Here is a 16,714-nt window from a genome sequence, read left to right on the forward strand (position 1 = left end):
GGGGAGGAAATCGGCGCGTACGGAAAAGCTGGGCGAGCGGCGGCCCGCCGATCGGAGGTCCACCGCTATGGTTGGGTGCAAGAAAACCGGACAACAGTCCACTCTACGGGGCACGAACGTAGCGGACAGTTGTCCGGTTCGCAAGAGTTCCCGTACACGCCGCAGCGCACCCAGTTCCGCGCCGGGGCGGAAGGAGGAGGACGAGTGCGGCACCAAAGGTCCGACACCCCGCTGCGCTCGGACGCGCAACGCAACCGCGAACGCATCCTCGAGGTGGCACTGACGGAGCTGACCCGCGCGGCGGACGCCCCCCTGAGCACCATCGCCAAGAAGGCAGGCGTCGGCCAGGGCACCTTCTACCGCAACTTCCCCAGCCGGGAGGCCCTGGTGCTGGAGGTCTACCGCTACGAGGTCCAGCAAGTGGCCGAGGCGGCGGACCAGTTGCTGCGCACCCGGCCGCCGGACCGCGCGTTGCGCGAGTGGATGGACCGGCTCGCCCAGTACGCCCTGGCCAAGGCGGGCCTCGCCGACGCGCTGCGCGCGGCCACCAGCACATGCGGCTCACTGGCCGGACTCGGGCACGCACCGGTGACCCGGGCGGTCACCAGCCTCCTGGAGGCGAACGAGCGGGCCGGCACCATCCGCCCCGGAGTGACACCGCAGGACTTCCTCCTCGCCATCGCCGGACTGTGGCAGATCGGCCCCCACGACGACTGGCAGGCGCGCGCCGACCGCCTCCTCGACCTGGTGATGGACGGCCTGCGCGCGGGGGCGCCGGGTGCCGCGCGCACCGACGGCTGAGCCCGGCACACAGGGCCCGAATGGCGTAATCCGGCCACGGCGGCCACGATGGACGAGGGGCGGAATCGAAGGGCTGAACTGCGTCGACAGGAGAACGCCATGACCACCGCAGCCGACATCATGCACCCCGGCGCCCGGTGGGTGCCCGCCACCGAGACCCTCGACCGGGCCGCCCAGCTCATGCGTGAACTCGATGTGGGTGCCCTGCCGGTGAGCGACCCCAACGACCCCAACGAGCGGATGTGCGGCATCATCACCGACCGTGACATCGTCGTCGGCTGTGTCGCGGCGGGACGCGATCCCTCACGTGTCACGGCAGGGGACCTGTGCGAGGGCACCCCGCGCTGGGTCAGCGCGGACGCGGATCTGAACGAGGTCCTCCGCGAGATGGAGACCCACCAGATCCGGCGCCTGCCGGTCATCGACGAGAACAAACGCCTGGTCGGCGTGATCAGCGAGACCGATCTCGCCCACCACCTCAGCGACGACCAACTCGCCGAGTTCGTCGAGCAGGTCTACGCCTGAGACCCGTACCCGGCGGCGACCTGCCGCCGGGTACGGGCTTCCCCCCGGGAGGCTCAGCCGAGCAGCACGGCGGAGGAGGGCTGCGGCATCAGGCAGCCCGCCACGCTGCGCAACTTCTCGCAGGTCTCCTCGTACTCCCGGGCCGGATCGGACTGCTCCACGATTCCGGCGCCGGCCCGCAGCCAGGTGCGCCCGTCGCGCTGGAAGACGCTGCGCAGCACGAGTGCGGCGTCCAGACCGCCGTCCGCCCCGGCCGTGAGCACCGCGCCCGCGTAGGGTCCGCGCATGGACGGCTCGTGCTGCCGGATCTCCCGGTAGGCGGCGGGTTTGGGGATGCCGGACGCCGTGATGCCGGGGAACAGCGCGGTGAAGGCGTCCCAGGCGGTGCGTTCCGCCGCCAGGTCGCCGGTGACGCGGGAGCCCAGGTGCTGGACGCTGCCGCGCTGCTTGACGGACATGAAGTCGTTCACCCGCACACTGGCCGGGTCGCACACGTGCTGCAGTTCCTCGAAGGACGCCTTGACCGAGATCGCGTGCTCGTAGATCTCCTTGGCGTTGCGCAGCAGGTCCGACCGCAGGCGCTCGTCGATCTCCCTGACGTCGGAGCGGGCCCGCGTACCCGCCAGCGGCTGGGTGGTCACCACGCCCTCGGGGGAGACCTCGGCCACCGTCTCGGGGCTGAAACCGGCTCCCCGCAGCTGCCCGAAGTCGAAGAGGAAGGACCGTGCGGGTGTGTTGCGGCGCCGCCCGGCGGCGTAGGTGCCGACGAGGTCCACCTCGAAGTCCACGGGCAGCACGCGGGAGAGGATGACCTTCTGCAGCCGACGCTGCTCGATGTGCTCCACCGCCTGACGTACCGCCTCCTGGTAGGCGGCCGCGTCGTCTCCCTCGACCCCCAGGCAGCGGGGCTGCACCGCTTCGGCGCCGTCGTCCCCGCCGGGCGGCGTTCCGGCGCACTCCAGAAGCTGCTCCAGCACCTTCTCCCGCTCCACGCCGTCCAACGCCCGCCCCCGCACCTGCCCGGGGCTGAAGGACACCTCGACCCTGGGCAGTACCAGATGCAGGAGCGGGTCGGCGGAAGGGGGCACGGGAAGGCCCGCACGCGGGTAGGAGAGCTCGAAGGCGGCCCACCCGTAGACCCGCCAGTCCGCCACCGGCAGTGAGTCGAGGAGTCCCGCCAACGGACGTAGATCCTTGGCATCCCAGGGGAGTGAGGTCTCGGTGTTCTGCCACACGGCCCGGATCCGGGCGTGGTCGGCGACCACTTGGCCGGCGATTCCTCCGGCCACGGTGAAGACGCCGTTCTTCTCGTACACCAGGTACCGGTCGAAAAGATTCGACCGGACCAGGCCCACGGCGGCCGACAACGGGTCCGCCGACAGTTCGGCACAGAATTCCTCGTAACGAGACCTTGCGGCCAAGTCCGTCTCTCTTTCTTGTCGTCGGGCTCACACGGTTTCGACGGACCGGTCAGCGAGGAGAAAGTCCCGAACCTTTTTCTTGTCGGGCTTGCCGAGGGGCGTCAGCGGGATTTCCGGCAGGACGTGCAGATATTCCGGGAGTTTGAACCTGGCGACGCCCTTTCCGGTGAGGAAGGTTCTCACCTGGTCCAGGTCGAGCCCGTTGCCGTGCCGCAGTACGACGCCGAGTCCGAGGCGCTCCCCGGTGGCAGGGTCGGGCACCGGTACGGCGACGGCCGCGCGCACGCCGGGGATGAGGCACGCCAGATCCTCGACCTCCGCCGCGGAGATCTTCTCCCCGTTCCGGTTGATCAGATCCTTGGTGCGGCCCTCGACCACCAGATTGCCGCTCGGATGCCGGCGCACGATGTCACCGGTGCGGTACCAGCCGTCGGCCGTGAAGCTGCGGCTGTTGTGCGTGCCCCCGCGGAAGTACCCGCGCGGTGTGCAGGGCCCCCGGGTCAGCAACTCGCCCCGCTCCGCCGGCCTGCCCTCGGCGTCGACGATCCTGATCTCGTCACCGGGGCTGATGGGACGGCCCTGGGTGCCGCGCACGATCACGGCCGGGTCGTCGAGCCGCGTGCAGTTCAGCAGGCCCTCAGCCATGCCGAACACCTGCTGCACGGTGCAGCCGAACGCCCCTTGGAGCCCGGTGACCACGGACTCCGGGCACCGCGCCCCGCCCACCTGGGCGAGGGCGAGGCCACAGGTGTCGTAGCGGGTTCCCGCGACGCTGTCGAGCCACCGCTGGGCGAGGGAGGGCACCAGCGCGGTGGCGGTCACCGCGTGCCTGTCGATCGCCGCGAAAGCGGCCTCGGGGGCGGGTGAGGAGACCAGCACCACCTTGCCGCCGGTCGACAGGGCACCGAGCACGCCGGGGCAGCCGAGCGTGAAATTGTGCCCGGCGGGCAGGACCGCCAGATACACGGTGCGCTCGTCGAAGCCGCACAACTCGGCCATACGTCGGAAGTTGTACTCGTAGTCGTTGTGCGTGCGACCGATCAGTTTCGGCGCACCACTCGTCGTGCCGCCGGACAGCAGCAGCAGCGCCAGATCGTCCGGCAGCGGAGACGGCAGGTCCGGCGGCGTGCCGGTGCCGTCGGCCTCCTCCCGCGCCGCGGCGGGACGGCGTTCGAGAGCGGGGCGCAGGGAGACGGAGGCGGGCCGCCCCGGCTCGCCCGCGACGAGGACCCGGCAGCGCCGATCGCTCATCTCGGCGACCCGGTGGGCGAGTTGTTCGTAGTCGCACCCCCACTCCTGGCCCGCCACCGCGATCGCGGCGGCGTCCGTGGTGCGGACCAGGTGGACCAGTTCGTGCTCGCGGTACTGCGGGAGCGCCATCACCGGTGCGATCCCCGCGCGCATGCAGCCCAGCAGCAGTGCGACGAACTCGCAGCTGTTGGGGAGCTGCAGCACCAGGTTGTCGCCGTCACGCAGGCCCGACCGCAGCAGCCTTGCCGCCGTCCTCTCGGTGATCGCGGCGAGTTCCGCGTAGGTCAGTGAGCGGTGATCGTCCACCACCGCTACCCGGTCGCCGTGCCGCGCCGCCCACTTCCGCGGAAGGTCCCCCAGCAATTGGCGGCGCCAATACCCCCGGCATTCGTAATCCGCCGCGACGGAATTCGGCCAAAATACCTGTCCCATGCGGCGCATGCTTTTCCCCCACCGTGCCCTCTCGCACCCTGCGGCCCTGTCCCCTTCTTGGCAGCAGAATAGCGAGGGCACGGTCGGGCCAGCGTGCCGCTTTCTGTTTTCCACTCGATCGGGTACGGCAGGCGTTCATCGGACCGGATGCCCGGTCGCCGCTCAGCCGATGAGTTCCTTCGAGATACGCTCCAGCATCAGGGCCGAGGACTCATGTGCGCGCTCCTCCCAGGCGAAGACACAGGCGGTGGCCACGCCGTCGAAACCCAGCTCGCGCAGGGTGCCGAAGAAGGCGTCCCAGTCGACCTCGCCCTGGCCGATGTCGAGGTGCTGATGGATACGGGCGGGGGTGCCCGGAGGGTTGAGGATGTAGCGCAGCCCGGACGAGCCCTTGTGGTTGAAGGTGTCGGCGATGTGTACATGGCGGAGCTTGTCTCCCGCGTAGCGCAGCATCGCCGCGATGTCCGCACCGGTCTGCGCGGGCCCCGAAAGATGGAAGGAGTGAGGGGCGCAGTAGAGGTAGCCCACCCAGGGCCTGTTGAGGGCGCGGACGAGGTCGACCGCGGGGGTGTTCTCCTCGCAGAAGTCGTCAGGGTGCGCCTCCAGGTTCAGCCCGATGCCCTCGCGTTCGAAGACGGGCAGCAACTCCTCCATCGAGCGCCAGAAGGCCGCCTCGCTCTCGGCGGCACGCTCCGGGCGGCCGTTGAACTCGGAGTTCATCAGCGGGCATTCGAGCTCGGCCGTGATCTCGATCATCCGCTTCCAGTAGCGCACGGCGGCCTGCCGCTCGGTCTCGTCGGGCGAGGACCACTTGTACAGCGGCAGTACCGAGGAGAGCTTGACGCCGTGCCGCCGTAGCGAGTCCTTCAGTTGGGCGACGCGGTCGTCGTCCGCGCGAGGGTGCCGGAAGAACGGCATGAAGTCGTCGCGCGGCGACAACTCGATGTACTCGTAGCCGAGTTCGGCGACGGTGCGCACCATCTCGTCGAGCGGCAGCGAGCGGAGCATGTAGGGGTCGAGGGCGATCTTCACGCGAGGCCTCCGTAGAGAGCGGGGCGGGGCTTCATGTCGACGGTGACGGGCTGCTGGTCCGATTCGAGGGACCGGACCGCGGCGTCGGTGATGACGGTGGCGGCGTAACCGTCCCAGGCGGACGGACCGGTGGGCTCGTCGCCCGCCTCGACCGAGGCGACCCACTCGCGGAACTCGGTGTCGAACGCGTCGGCGAACCGGCCCTTCCAGTCCTGCAGCACGGCGGTGCCGTGCCGTCCGGCGGTACGAATGCCGACGGCCGCCGGGTCGGGCAGCCGGACCAGCCCGTCCTCACCGACGGTCTCGCACTGGATGTCGTAGCCGTACTGGCAGTTGACGAACACCTCGAGGTCGATACGCACGCCCTTCGCGGTCTCGAAGAGCATGATCTGCGGGTCCTTGAGGTGCGCGAACCGCTTGCTGGTCGAGCGCGGGGTGACCACCTGGGCCGAGACGATCTCGTCCGCCAGCATCCAGCGCAGTACGTCTATCTCGTGCACGGCCGTGTCCTGGGCGGCCATGGCGGAGTGGTAGGCGTCCGGCACGGTGGGGTTCCGGTGGGCGCAGTGCACCATCAGCGGGGGACCGATGGAGCCGCCGTCCAGCACCTCCTTCAGCTGCCGGTATCCGGCGTCGTAGCGGCGCATGAAGCCGACCTGGACCAGCCGCCGGCCGTGCGCGCGCTCGGCCTCGACGATGCGCAGACAGTCCTCCGCGCTGGTCGCGAGCGGCTTCTCGCAGAAGACCGGCTTGCCCGCCGCGACGGCGTCCAGCACATGCTCGGCGTGGGTGGGGCCCCAGGAGGTGACGAGTACGGCGTCGATGTCGTCCGCCGCGACGAGCGCCGGGCCGTCGGGAAACGTGGCCGCGCCGACCCGGGCCGCCGTCTCGTCCGCCCGGGCGCCGTCGATGTCGGTGACCGCCGTGACCCGGGCGCCGGCGACGACATCGGTGAGCCGGCGGATGTGCTCCTGGCCGATCATCCCGGCACCGATGACCCCTATACGCACTGTCATGGGGATTCCTTTCCACGTCCCCCGGGGCGCCGTCGGGCCGCGCCCCGGGGGACGGTGAGGGGGAGAAGAGGGGGAGAAGAGATCAGGAGAAGCGGGCGCGCAGCTCGTCCTCGAGGTGTTCGAGGGTGCGCCCCTTCGTCTCGGGGACGTAGAGCTTCACGAAGGCGAAGGAGAACAGGCCCAGCACCACGAACAGGAAGAAGGTGTTCGAGACCCCGATCCCGGAGACCAGGGAGGGAAAGACCAGCCCGATGACGAAGTTGGTCAGCCACAGCACCACAGCCGCGACGCCCATTCCGAAGCCCCGCATCCGCGTCGGGAAGATCTCCGAGAGCATCAGCCAGGTCACCGGCGAGATCGCGCCCTGCTGGAAGGCCAGGAAGGTGATGGTCATGGCCAGCACCGCGAAGGCACGTCCGGCGCCGGACTCCATGGTCAGGGAGAAGACACCGATCAGCAGCAGCGCCGCGGTGGTCCCCAGCTGTCCGGTCATCAGCATCGGGCGGCGGCTGACGCGCCCCAGCAGCCAGATGCCGACGAAGGTGGCGAGCACCGAGATCACACCGTTGGCGATGTTCGCCGTGAGTGCGTTGTCCGAGGCGAAGCCCGCCTCGGTGAGGATCTGGGTGCCGTAGTACATGATCGTGTTGACGCCGGTGATCTGCTGCACGATCGCGATGCCGAGGCCGACGAACATCAGCTTGCGCACCCAGGGGGTGGCCCGCATGTCCTTCCAGCCGCCCAGCTTCGCCTGCTCGTCCTTGACTGCCAGCGCGGAGACCTCGCTCAGCTCGGCCTCCGCCCGCGCCTGCGACCTGACCTGCTGGAGGACCGCGAGCGCGTCGGGGAATCGGCCCTTGGTGGCCAGCCAGCGGGGGCTCTCCGGCATCACCAGCATGCCGAACCACAGCACCACGGCCGGCAGGGTCGCCAGCACCAGCATCCAGCGCCAGACGCCGTCGGACTCGCCGCCCACCCGGGCGAGGGCCGCATTGCAGGTGAACGCCAGCAGCTGACCGCTGACGATCATCAGTTCGTTGCGGGTGACCAGCGCGCCCCGCCGCTCGGCGGGCGAGATCTCCGCGAGGTAGACGGGCACCGTCACCGACGCGCCGCCGACCGCGAGACCGAGCACGAACCGGGCCACGATCATGACCTCGGTGTTGGGGGCGAGGGAGCAGCCCAGTGCGCCGACGAAGAAGACCGCGGCCAGCAGCAGGATGTTGCGCCGTCGTCCCCGCGCGTCCGAGAGTCGGCCGCCGGTGACCGCTCCGAGGGCCGCGCCGAGCAGCAGCGAACTGGTGACCATGCCCTCGGTGACCGGGGTCAGGCCCAGGTCGTCGGTCATGTACGGCAGCGCACCGTTGATCACACCCGTGTCGTAGCCGAAGAGCAGCCCGCCGAAGGTGGCGATCAGGGTGATGAGCCGCAACCGGCGCCGCACGGCCGGTGGCGCGTCGTCGCGCGCCGTGGACGGCACGGAAGGCGCCGGATGCGGGGTCGTTTCACCGCTGGTCGGTTCGTCTCTGACATCCATGGCCGCCTCCTACCGGTCGTTGTTCGGGCGTCGGGTTCCGGTCAGGCCGCAGCCGGCCAGGTGCTCACGGGTGCGCACCGCGATGGGGAACGGCACCTGCGGAGCGCACGGGTACAGGTCCTGCTCGACGATGACGAACAGCTCCGCGTCGAGCCTGGAGAGGGCGTCCACCACCTCGGCCGGATCCGGTATCCCGTCGGGCGGCGAGACGCATACGCCCCGCTTGACGGCCTCCCCGAAGGAGAGGTTCTCGTCGGCGACCTGCGCCAGCACCGCCGGGTCCATCTGTTTGATGTGCACATATTCGACGCGCGCGCCGAAGCGGCGCACAAGATCGAGGTTGTCACCACCGCCGTACGCGACGTGACCGGTGTCCAGACACAGATTCGTGTACCGGCTGTCGGACTCGTTGAGCAGCCGCTCGATCTCGGGCTGGGTCTGGATGTGGCTGTCCGCGTGCGGGTGGAGGACCAGCCGGACGTCGTACTCGTCGAGCAACAGCTTACCGAGGCGGTCGGCGTTCCGGCCGAAGCCGGCCCACTGCTGTGGGCTCAGCTCGGGGGACTCAGTGAAGTCGCCGGTCTTCTCGTCCCGGTACATGGGCGGAATGAGGACGAGATGATGGGCGCCCGCGGCAGCTGTGAGCTCCGCCACCTTCCGGACGTGGGCGAGCACCTCGCCCCACGCCTCGGGGCGGTGCAGCCCGCCGAAGGCGGTACCTCCGGAGACCTGCAGCCCGCGCACCGCGAGCTCTTCGGCGAGGACGGCCGGATCGGTGGGCAGATAGCCGTAGGGCCCGAGCTCCAGCCAGGTGTAGCCGGCCTGTGCGAGCTCGTCGAGGAAGCGGGTGTAGGGGACCTGGTGCTCGTCCTCGGGGAACCAGACACCCCACGAGTCGGGAGCTGAGCCGAGGCACAGATTGCCTGCGACGGTACGAAGCTCGGACGGCGCCGTTGCCATGGTGGATCAGTCCTTAGGGGAGAGAGGGGGGAGGGGAGGCATCGATCCGGCGCGACGGTGGTGTACGCGACGGGGCGGGCCGCGCGGGGTTCTCCTGCGCGGCCGTGGGAGCCGCCGAGGAAGACGGCTTCGACCCTGGTGGGGAGAGGGTGCCGCCGAGGCCGTGGGTGGACTCGACGGCCTTCCGGCCCCGCGCGCCCCCACCATGTGTGGCGGGACCGCCGTTGGCCCGGTGCGGGACGGGCTTCACGGCGGGGCTTCCTTCGCGGGGGCGTGCCGGACGGGCCGGCGACCTACAGGTAGTGGCGTTGGGTGGCCTTGTGGGCGGCGTACGCCTGGTAGGCGGCGCGGGTGGAGTCGAGCGCCGAGGTCTGGCTCACGGGTACGTCCCACCATCCGTGTGCGGGCGGGTTGGGCCCGTACAGGTCGGTCTCCACGTGGACGACGGTGGTGCGATCGGCGGCCTTGGCCTTCTCCATCGCCGTGCGGAATTCCTCGACGCCCTCGGTGTGCAGCACCTCGGCACCGAGGGAGGCGGCGTTGGCGGCCAGATCGACGGGGAGCACGTCCCCGTCCAGCAGCCCGGAGTCGTCGTTGCGGAAGCGGTAGCTGGTGCCGAAGCGCTGCGAGCCGAGGGCCTCGGAGAGCGAACCGATGGAGGCGAAGCCGTGGTTCTGGACCAGGACGATGATGACCTTCAGCCCCTCGGACACCATGGTCACGATCTCCTGGGCCATCATCAGATAGGAGCCGTCCCCGACCAGGACGACCACCTCACGCGTCGGGTCGGCCATCTTGGCGCCGACCCCGGCGGCCACCTCGTAGCCCATGCACGAGTACGCGTACTCCACGTGGTACGCCTTCGGGTCCCGGGCCCGCCACAGCTGCTGCAGATCGCCGGGCATGGAACCGGCCGCGTTGATGACCACGTCGCGCTCGTCCAAGGCGTCGTTGAGCGCACCCAGGATCTGCGTCTGAGCAGGCAGCCGACCGCCGCCGCGACCGGGTGCGAAGCACTCCTCCTCGATCTCCCGGTTGCGGGCGATCAGTGCACGGCTGCGGCGGCGGTAGTCGTCGGTGACGTACCGGCCGGCCAGCGCCCCCGCCATCGCCTCGATACCCAGCCGGGCGTCGGCGACCAGCGGCTCGGCCGCGTGTTTCACCGCGTCCAGGCGGGCCACATTGAGGTTGACGAACATGACGTCCGGATTGCCGAAGACCGTGTGGCTCGCGGTGGTGAAGTCCGAATAGCGGGTACCGATGCCCAGCACGACATCCGCCTCGCGTGCCAGCTCGTTGGCTGCGTACGCGCCGGTCGAGCCGATCCCGCCCACCGCGCAGGGGTGGTCCCAGGCCACCGCGCCCTTGCCCGCGTGGGTGTCGGCCACGGGGATGCCGGTGGCCTCGGCGAAAGCCCGCAGCTGGGTGCAGGCACCGGAGTAGACCGTGCCGCCGCCCGCGACGATCAGTGGCCTTCTCGCCCGACGCAGCAGCTGTGCGGCCCGCACCACAGCGGCCGGTTCCGGCACCGGGCGGCCCACATGCCACACCCGGCGCCGGAAGAAGTCGGCCGGCCAGTCGAACGCTTCGGCCTGCACGTCCTGCGGCAGCGCCAGCGTGACGGCGCCCGTCTCCACCGGATCGGTCAGCACCCGCATGGCAGCCGGTGCCGCCGAGAGCAGCTGTTCGGGCCGCGAGATCCGGTCGAAGTACTTCGAGACGGCCCGGAAGGCGTCATTGACCGTCACATCCCCGCTTCTGGTGTCCTCCAGCTGCTGGAGTGCGGGATCGGGCGCGCGGGTGGCGAACATGTCGCTGGGGAGCAGCAGCACCGGCAGCCGGTTGGTCGTCGCCAGTGCCGCACCGGTGAGCATGTTCGTGGAGCCGGGCCCGGTCGACGCCGTGCACGCGAATGCCGAGAGCCGGTCGCGCATCTTCGCGTACGCCACCGCCGCGTGCACCATGCCCTGCTCGTTGCGCGCCAGGTAGTAGGGCAGATCGGCTTCTTCGGCGACCGCCGCCTGCAACAGTGCCTGCCCGAGGCCTGCCACGTTGCCGTGTCCGAAGATTCCCCACGCGCCGGGGATCAGCCGCTGCTCGTGCCCGTCACGCTCGCTGTACTGGTTGGCCAGGAAGCGCACCAGGGCCTGCGCGGTGGTGAGGCGGACGGTTGCGGTCATCGGTTCTTCTCCTTGGACACCGGAGGGTTGGACACCTGGTCCTTGTTCGTGTCGCTCACAGCAGCTCCACCGCCCGGTCCACGGCACCGGCGACATCACCGTCCGCGGGGTGGAGGAGGGAGCGCCCCACGACCAGGCCCTGTGCGGTGGGCAGCTTGAGGGCCCGGCCCCAGGAGGCGAAGGCGGTGTCGGGGTCCTCGACCTCACCGCCCAGCAGCAGCGCGGGCAGCGTCGAGGAGGCCAGTACGCGTTCCATCGCCTCCGGATCGGCCACGACCGGCAGCTTCAGCCAGGTGTGGGCGCTGCGCCGTCCCAGACCGGAGGCGACGGTGACCGACTTGACGACCGCGTCCGGGGAGAGGTCGTTGCGTATCCGCCCGTCCTGCCAGCAGGACCAGAACGGCTCCACCATGGCGATGAGCCGGCGGTCGTTCAACGCGTCGACGGCGCGGGCGGTGTTCTCCAAGGCCGCCGGGGTCGCCGGGTCGTCGAGGGCGATACGGGTGAGCATCTTGCCGCCGTCGAACCCCATCGCGGCGATCGTCTCGGCGTCGTACCCGGTGAAGCGGTCGTCGATCTCGAAGACCGAACCCGCCAGCCCGGCGCGGTTCATCGACCCGAAGACGCTCTTGCCGTCCAGAACGCCGAGCAGCAGCAGGTCCTCCAGGATGTCGGCGGTGGCCAGGACCCCGGTCACCCCGGGCCGCTCCAGCGCCAGGCACATCCGCTCCAGCAGCTCGAACCGGTCTGCCATGGCGAACGGGTCCGAGCCCACCGCGTTGGCACCCCGAGCGGGATGGTCGGCGGCAATGATCATCGCCTTGCCGTGTTCGCCGAACAGGGAGGTGGCCTTCACCCGTCGGGCAGCCGCGGCGGCGATGGCGCCCGGATCGTTGACCCGGGTCTCCACGAGGCGGCTCACCTTCTCAGACAGCACTGTTCACCTCGTCGCTCGTCGCCCTGCTCGTGCTCGCGCTCGTCACGCTCGTCGCGCGCAGCTTGTCTTCGACCTCGGCCTCGGTGGGCATGGCGTCGGAGCAGGCGAGCCGGCCCGCGACGAGTGCGCCTGCCGCGTTGGCGAAGGCCGTCGTGCGCCGGGTGTCCCACCCGGCCAGCAGGCCGTGGCAGAGGGCGCCGCCGAAGGCGTCACCGGCCCCGAGCCCGTTGACGACCTCCACCGGAGCGGGCGGTACCTCTACCGTGCGGCCCTCGGCGTCCATGGCCAGCACGCCCGCTGGACCCCGCTTCACGACCGCCAGTTCCACCCCGGTCGCGAGCAGCGCCCGCGCGGCGGCGTACGGCTCGTGCTCACCGGTGGCCACGGTGCACTCGGCCAGGTTTCCGACGGCGACGGTGGTGTGCCGCAGGGCCTCTGCGTAGTACGCGCGGGCCGCCGTGGCGTCGGCGTCGGGCCAGAACATCGGGCGCCAGTCGAGATCGAAGACGGTGGTGCCCGACTTCGCCCGGTGCTCCAGCGCGGCCAGGGTGGCCGAGCGGCTCGGTTCCTCGGCCAGCCCGGTGCCGGTGATCCAGAGGATCCGCGCGTGGCGGACGGCGCCCAGGTCCAGCTCGTCCGGGCGGATGTCCAGGTCGGGGGCTTTCGGCAGCCGGTAGAACCAGAGCGGGAAATCGTCGGGCGGGAAGATCTCGCAGAAGGTGACCGGAGTGGGCGCGATGTCCGAGATACCGACGAACCGGGTGCTGACGCCATAGCCGTCGAGGGCCGTGCGGACGAAGTCGCCGAACGGGTCGCGGCCCGTCTTCGTGATCACCGCGGCGCGGTGTCCGTGGCGGGAGGCGGCCACCGCGACGTTGGTGGGGCTGCCGCCGAGGTACTTGCCGAACGAAGTGACCTCCGGCAGCCCGACGCCGCTCTGGAGCGGGTACACATCCACTCCGACACGGCCCATGGTCAGCACTTCGAACGACATCACGCTGGTTTCCCTTCGCACCGGAAGACCCCGGGATGGTGGGGTGGTGGCTGGACTGGCGCGCTCTACTAGCGCGCTCTAGTTCGAGTACGATGAACCCCGTGCAAATGTCATGTCAATAGGTTGTCGCGCTGAGATGTGCCGGGAGTTCGACGGGACGCCCCGTGCGGAACATCCAGCCTCGCGCGATACCGTGCGGGCGAACGCCGAGAAACGTCGCCGCGAAACGCCGAGGAGCGGAGCCCAACCGGAAGCAGCCCGGCGACGGAACGCGGCGGCTCGGAGGAACCGGGGGACCGCGGAGGCACCGCGGGACCGCGGGAGAGCGGGAGAGTGAGACGACAGGTGGCAGCGACGGGCAAGCAGCGTCCCACGATGGCGGACGTCGCCGCGAAGGCAGGCGTCTCCCGGGCACTGGTCTCGATCGTCTTCCGCAACCAGCCGGGGGCCGGCCAGGAGACCCGCGAACGGGTGCTGCGGGTGGCCGACGAGCTCGGCTACCGGCCCGACAGCGCCGCCCGCCTCCTGGCCCGTGGCCGCAGCCGGGCCCTGGGCGTGATGTTCACCGTGCACCAGACCTTCCACGCCGATCTGATCGAAGGGATCTACGCCGAGGCCGAGTGCCACGGCTACGACGTGCTGCTCTCCGCGACAGGACAGGGCCGAGGGGAGCCGAAGGCCGTCGAGGCGCTGCTCAGCCACCGCTGCGAAGCGGTGATCCTGCTCGGGCCGGACTCGACGGCCGCGGACCTCGACGCGCTCGGAAGGCGCACGGTGGCCGTCTCGGTCAGCCGCCGGATGCCCGGATCACTGATCGACGTCGTCCACAGCGCCGAGGGCAAAGGCGTACGACAGGCCATGGACCACCTCGTCGAGAAGGGGCACCGCCGCATCGTCCACATCGACGGCGGCCGCGGCCCCGGCTCGGTCGAACGCCGACGCGCCTACCGCGCCGCGATGCGCCGGCACGGGCTGGCGTCCGACATCCGTGTGATCCCGGGCAGCCACACCGAGGAGTCGGGCATCGACGCCGGACGGCTCCTGGTCGCGGAACGCGACGCCGGACAGCCGCTGCCCACCGCGGTACTGGCGGCCAACGACCGGTGCGCCATGGGGCTGTTGATGGCCTTCGGCCGGGCTGGTGTCGAGGTCCCGGGAGAGGTGTCCGTCGTCGGCTACGACGACAGCCACCTCTCGCACCTCATGCCCGTCGGCCTGACGACAGTGCGTCAGGACGCCGTGCTGATGGCCGAGTACGCGGTCCGCTTCGCGGTGCGACGGCTCGACAACAAGACGCTCGAACCACAGGAGGCAGTCATCGACCCGAAGCTGGTGATCCGGGACACCAGCGGGCCGCCCCGCGAGGAATGACGGGCGGGGACGGCGGGCCCGCGGGCCTGCGATCAGGCCAGATACTTGTGAGCTCCTCCCTCGCGCACGGTGTCCAAGGTGACGCAGTGGAAGGAGCCTCCGAAGCTGTAGACGTGGCGGAAGTCGACGGGAACGCAGCGGAACCCCCAGTCCGTGAGGGCTTCGATCAGCGGCAGTTCCTGACGCTCCACCACCACTGTCTCCGGGTCGAGTGACAGGACGTTCATACTGACCCACGGACTGCAGAAGTACATGGGCCAGCTGTCCGGCAGCGTGGGCTGTGGCGCCGGCCGGATCTCCCACCCGTCGAACAGGTCGCAGTGCACATAGCGTTCGGGATGCACCAGCAGCTTTCCGGGAGCCAACGGCGCCAGCGTGGCATCGATGTGCATGGCGTGCGGGTCGTCCGTCTCGATGACGGAGACGGTGAAGTCCTCGCCGAGGCTCCGCCGCACCCAGTCGATGCCGAACTGGTTGGTCACATGGCTGCGCTGGGCCACCAGGTCTGTACCGAAGCGGAGGAAATCGGCCGCGTCGAAGACCGGCTCGAACTCGGTGACGGCCCACCTGTCACCGTTCGCGCGGTCGCCTGACGGGGTGCGGTACAGCTCGTCGACCAGCTGCGGGCGGGGAGCGGGCAGCCATCGGGCTCCGCGCCGGAAGTAGGACTTGATCAGGGAACGGAAGGCGTCGACTTCGTGGTGGCGGCACCGCCAGGACATCGGTGCCTCGATCAGGGCGTCCCCGACGACCATCAGCAGATCCCTGGGCATCCCCGCGTACAGTCCGCCGGTGCTCTCCCACGCCGGTGTCCGGAACGACTGCTGATGATCCATGGCATCAGGCCGGATGACGTTGACGCCCTCAGCGGTCAGGACCTCGGCCAACGTGTCCAACTCGGCTTCGGCGGCCTCAAGGTGAGCGGCAGGGAAGGGAAGGCCGGCGCGTTCCTGGAAGACGGCGCGGGCCGTCTCGGGCACGACGTGGGCCATCGAGTCCTGCCACGTGGGGAACACCGCGCCCGCGAGCGTTCCCACGACCACCTCCTTGAGCGGGTCCCACTCGGTGCAGGAGTTCAGGGAGCGCTGCGGAGTTGCCCGGGGAGTTGTCGCCTCCCTTTCCTTGATTTTCGGGGGGATCGTTCGACTCGTCATACCGGCTCACTTTCTTTCAGCCTGCCCCCGTGCCGCGGTCGGCGAGGATCTCGGTCGAGGAGTCACCAGGGCCTGTCCAAGTGAATGCGACCGTGTCCGGTACCTTTCGGCTCCGATTCCCGCAACGCCGTCGGTATCGAGGGTCGTCACATCGGGCTGATGCGGCGTACCCATTTGAGGAACGCCGGTGAGAGAAAGCAAGAATGCAAGCAGATGATCCCCCGAGAGTGCGGAGCGGGGGCATCGGGGCGCACAGCGTGAGGCAGGGGGCGCGCGCCTGCTGCACCGAATACGGGCAGCGAACGGCCGCGTGCGGGGCCCCGAGGCGCGGCTCAACTGCGGCTGAGCCCCGCCCCACCGGGCCACGGCGCTACTCGGTGAATCGGGTGGTCTCGCTCAGATCCGCGCGCGGGACGGTGATGCTGTTCACCTGAGCGGACGGGTCCGCGTAGCCGAAGGAGATGCCGAGCAGCAGCTTCCGGTCCTCCGGCACGTCCAGGGAGCGGCGCACCGTGTCGGCGTAGAAGCTGAGGAGGCCCTGCGGGCAGCTCGCGATACCGTGTGCGGTCAGCGCGAGGAGCAGCGTCTGGCCGTACATGCCGACGTCGGCGGCCATCCGCACCTCGGCGCTGGAGGGCAGGAACAGCAGGGCGACGTGCGGTGCCCCGTAGAAGTCCAGGCTCTCCACGTCGTACGCGGCGCGTGCGGCGTGGTCCTGACGGCCGATACCGAGGGCCCCGTACATCGCAGCGCCTGCCGCAGCTCGTCGCTCGTTGTGGATGTCGCTGTACATGGCCTCGTCGTAGGGGAAGTCCGGCGTCATCCGACCGGCTTCGTGGGCGGCCCGCAGGTCCGCACCGAGCCGGTCGCGTGCACTGCCGCTGACCACTTCGACGCACCACGGCTGGGTGTTGGAGTTGGACGGGGCGGCGCCTGCCAGGGAGAACACGGAGCGGAGTGTTTCGTCCGGTACGGGATCGGGGCGGAAGGCACGGATGGCGCGACGGCCACGTATGAGCTGCTCCGCGTGGGTGCGGAGGGAGGCGTCGGCGGGGGAGGGCAGGGTGGTGCTCATGGGCTGTTCGGGTCCTCGGTAGGGATGG

At 70.1% G+C, this 16,714-nt stretch carries 14 protein-coding genes; 3 read left to right on the top strand and 11 right to left on the bottom strand.

Translation table 11 applies throughout. The features are described 5' to 3' along the window. The first annotated feature begins 204 nt into the window (after window positions 1–204). The gene (locus KBY19_RS13600) at window positions 205–801 is read left to right on the top strand and encodes a TetR/AcrR family transcriptional regulator (protein WP_099877644.1); all 597 of its coding nucleotides are present in this window, start codon (window positions 205–207) and stop codon (window positions 799–801) included. A 99-nt stretch (window positions 802–900) separates the two neighbouring features. After that, the gene (locus KBY19_RS13605; RefSeq protein ID WP_099877641.1) at window positions 901–1,326 is read left to right on the top strand and encodes a CBS domain-containing protein; all 426 of its coding nucleotides are present in this window, start codon (window positions 901–903) and stop codon (window positions 1,324–1,326) included. 53 nt (window positions 1,327–1,379) lie between these two features. Here KBY19_RS13605 and KBY19_RS13610 read toward each other — a convergent pair whose 3' ends face one another. From KBY19_RS13610 to iolC, 9 genes are all read right to left on the bottom strand, one after another. Further along, the gene (locus KBY19_RS13610) at window positions 1,380–2,747 is read right to left on the bottom strand and encodes a salicylate synthase (protein WP_210965835.1); all 1,368 of its coding nucleotides are present in this window, start codon (window positions 2,745–2,747) and stop codon (window positions 1,380–1,382) included. 27 nt (window positions 2,748–2,774) lie between these two features. Continuing rightward, entirely contained in the window at window positions 2,775–4,430 is a 1,656-nt protein-coding gene (locus tag KBY19_RS13615; protein ID WP_210965836.1) for a (2,3-dihydroxybenzoyl)adenylate synthase, read from the bottom strand. Window positions 4,431–4,592: 162 nt separating this feature from the next. Continuing rightward, window positions 4,593–5,462 (bottom strand): sugar phosphate isomerase/epimerase, encoded by an 870-nt coding sequence (locus KBY19_RS13620; protein ID WP_099877632.1) that lies wholly within the window; start codon window positions 5,460–5,462, stop codon window positions 4,593–4,595. Next, complete coding sequence (locus KBY19_RS13625) at window positions 5,459–6,478, bottom strand: Gfo/Idh/MocA family protein (RefSeq protein ID WP_210965837.1); 1,020 nt, start codon at window positions 6,476–6,478, stop codon at window positions 5,459–5,461. The genes KBY19_RS13620 and KBY19_RS13625 overlap by 4 nt, the downstream gene beginning before the upstream one ends. 82 nt (window positions 6,479–6,560) lie before the next feature. Further along, entirely contained in the window at window positions 6,561–8,015 is a 1,455-nt protein-coding gene (locus KBY19_RS13630) for a sugar porter family MFS transporter (RefSeq protein ID WP_210965838.1), read from the bottom strand. Window positions 8,016–8,024: 9 nt separating this feature from the next. Next, window positions 8,025–8,975 carry a TIM barrel protein gene (locus KBY19_RS13635; RefSeq protein ID WP_210965839.1) on the bottom strand — a complete coding sequence of 317 codons (951 nt, stop codon included), beginning with the start codon at window positions 8,973–8,975 and terminating at the stop codon, window positions 8,025–8,027. Between the two features lie 293 nt (window positions 8,976–9,268). Continuing rightward, window positions 9,269–11,155, bottom strand: a complete 1,887-nt coding sequence (gene iolD / locus KBY19_RS13640) for a 3D-(3,5/4)-trihydroxycyclohexane-1,2-dione acylhydrolase (decyclizing) (RefSeq protein ID WP_210965840.1) — start codon at window positions 11,153–11,155, stop codon at window positions 9,269–9,271. Window positions 11,156–11,210: 55 nt separating this feature from the next. Beyond that, on the bottom strand, window positions 11,211–12,092 hold the full coding sequence (locus KBY19_RS13645) for an aldolase (protein WP_099877617.1): 882 nt from the start codon (window positions 12,090–12,092) through the stop codon (window positions 11,211–11,213). Beyond that, window positions 12,082–13,086, bottom strand: coding sequence for a 5-dehydro-2-deoxygluconokinase (gene iolC, locus KBY19_RS13650; RefSeq protein WP_210965841.1), 1,005 nt, complete (start codon window positions 13,084–13,086; stop codon window positions 12,082–12,084). The genes KBY19_RS13645 and iolC overlap by 11 nt, the downstream gene beginning before the upstream one ends. A 375-nt stretch (window positions 13,087–13,461) precedes the next feature. On the opposite strand from iolC, the gene KBY19_RS13655 reads away from it, so the two are divergent. Beyond that, complete coding sequence (locus tag KBY19_RS13655; protein ID WP_099877611.1) at window positions 13,462–14,457, top strand: LacI family DNA-binding transcriptional regulator; 996 nt, start codon at window positions 13,462–13,464, stop codon at window positions 14,455–14,457. Window positions 14,458–14,489: 32 nt separating this feature from the next. Here KBY19_RS13655 and KBY19_RS13660 read toward each other — a convergent pair whose 3' ends face one another. Together KBY19_RS13660 and KBY19_RS13665 are read right to left on the bottom strand one after the other, a co-directional pair. Next, window positions 14,490–15,494 carry an amidinotransferase gene (locus tag KBY19_RS13660; RefSeq protein WP_307843505.1) on the bottom strand — a complete coding sequence of 335 codons (1,005 nt, stop codon included), beginning with the start codon at window positions 15,492–15,494 and terminating at the stop codon, window positions 14,490–14,492. 487 nt (window positions 15,495–15,981) lie between these two features. Beyond that, window positions 15,982–16,686, bottom strand: a complete 705-nt coding sequence (locus KBY19_RS13665) for a nitroreductase (protein WP_210956943.1) — start codon at window positions 16,684–16,686, stop codon at window positions 15,982–15,984. Window positions 16,687–16,714: the final 28 nt, after the last annotated feature.

Source organism: Streptomyces sp. B15, assembly GCF_018070605.1.
GTDB lineage: Bacteria > Actinomycetota > Actinomycetes > Streptomycetales > Streptomycetaceae > Streptomyces > Streptomyces smyrnaeus.

Excerpts from the sequence above, each read along its gene's own strand:
- KBY19_RS13605 (WP_099877641.1), top strand. The coding sequence starts at position 901 with ATGACCACCGCAGCCGACATCATGCACCCCGGCGCCCGGTGGGTGCCC.
- KBY19_RS13625 (WP_210965837.1), bottom strand. The coding sequence starts at position 6,478 with ATGACAGTGCGTATAGGGGTCATCGGTGCCGGGATGATCGGCCAGGAG.
- KBY19_RS13630 (WP_210965838.1), bottom strand. The coding sequence starts at position 8,015 with ATGGATGTCAGAGACGAACCGACCAGCGGTGAAACGACCCCGCATCCG.
- iolC (WP_210965841.1), bottom strand. The coding sequence starts at position 13,086 with ATGTCGTTCGAAGTGCTGACCATGGGCCGTGTCGGAGTGGATGTGTAC.
- KBY19_RS13665 (WP_210956943.1), bottom strand. The coding sequence starts at position 16,686 with ATGAGCACCACCCTGCCCTCCCCCGCCGACGCCTCCCTCCGCACCCAC.
- KBY19_RS13615 (WP_210965836.1), bottom strand. The coding sequence starts at position 4,430 with ATGGGACAGGTATTTTGGCCGAATTCCGTCGCGGCGGATTACGAATGC.
- KBY19_RS13655 (WP_099877611.1), top strand. The coding sequence starts at position 13,462 with ATGGCGGACGTCGCCGCGAAGGCAGGCGTCTCCCGGGCACTGGTCTCG.
- KBY19_RS13635 (WP_210965839.1), bottom strand. The coding sequence starts at position 8,975 with ATGGCAACGGCGCCGTCCGAGCTTCGTACCGTCGCAGGCAATCTGTGC.
- iolD (WP_210965840.1), bottom strand. The coding sequence starts at position 11,155 with ATGACCGCAACCGTCCGCCTCACCACCGCGCAGGCCCTGGTGCGCTTC.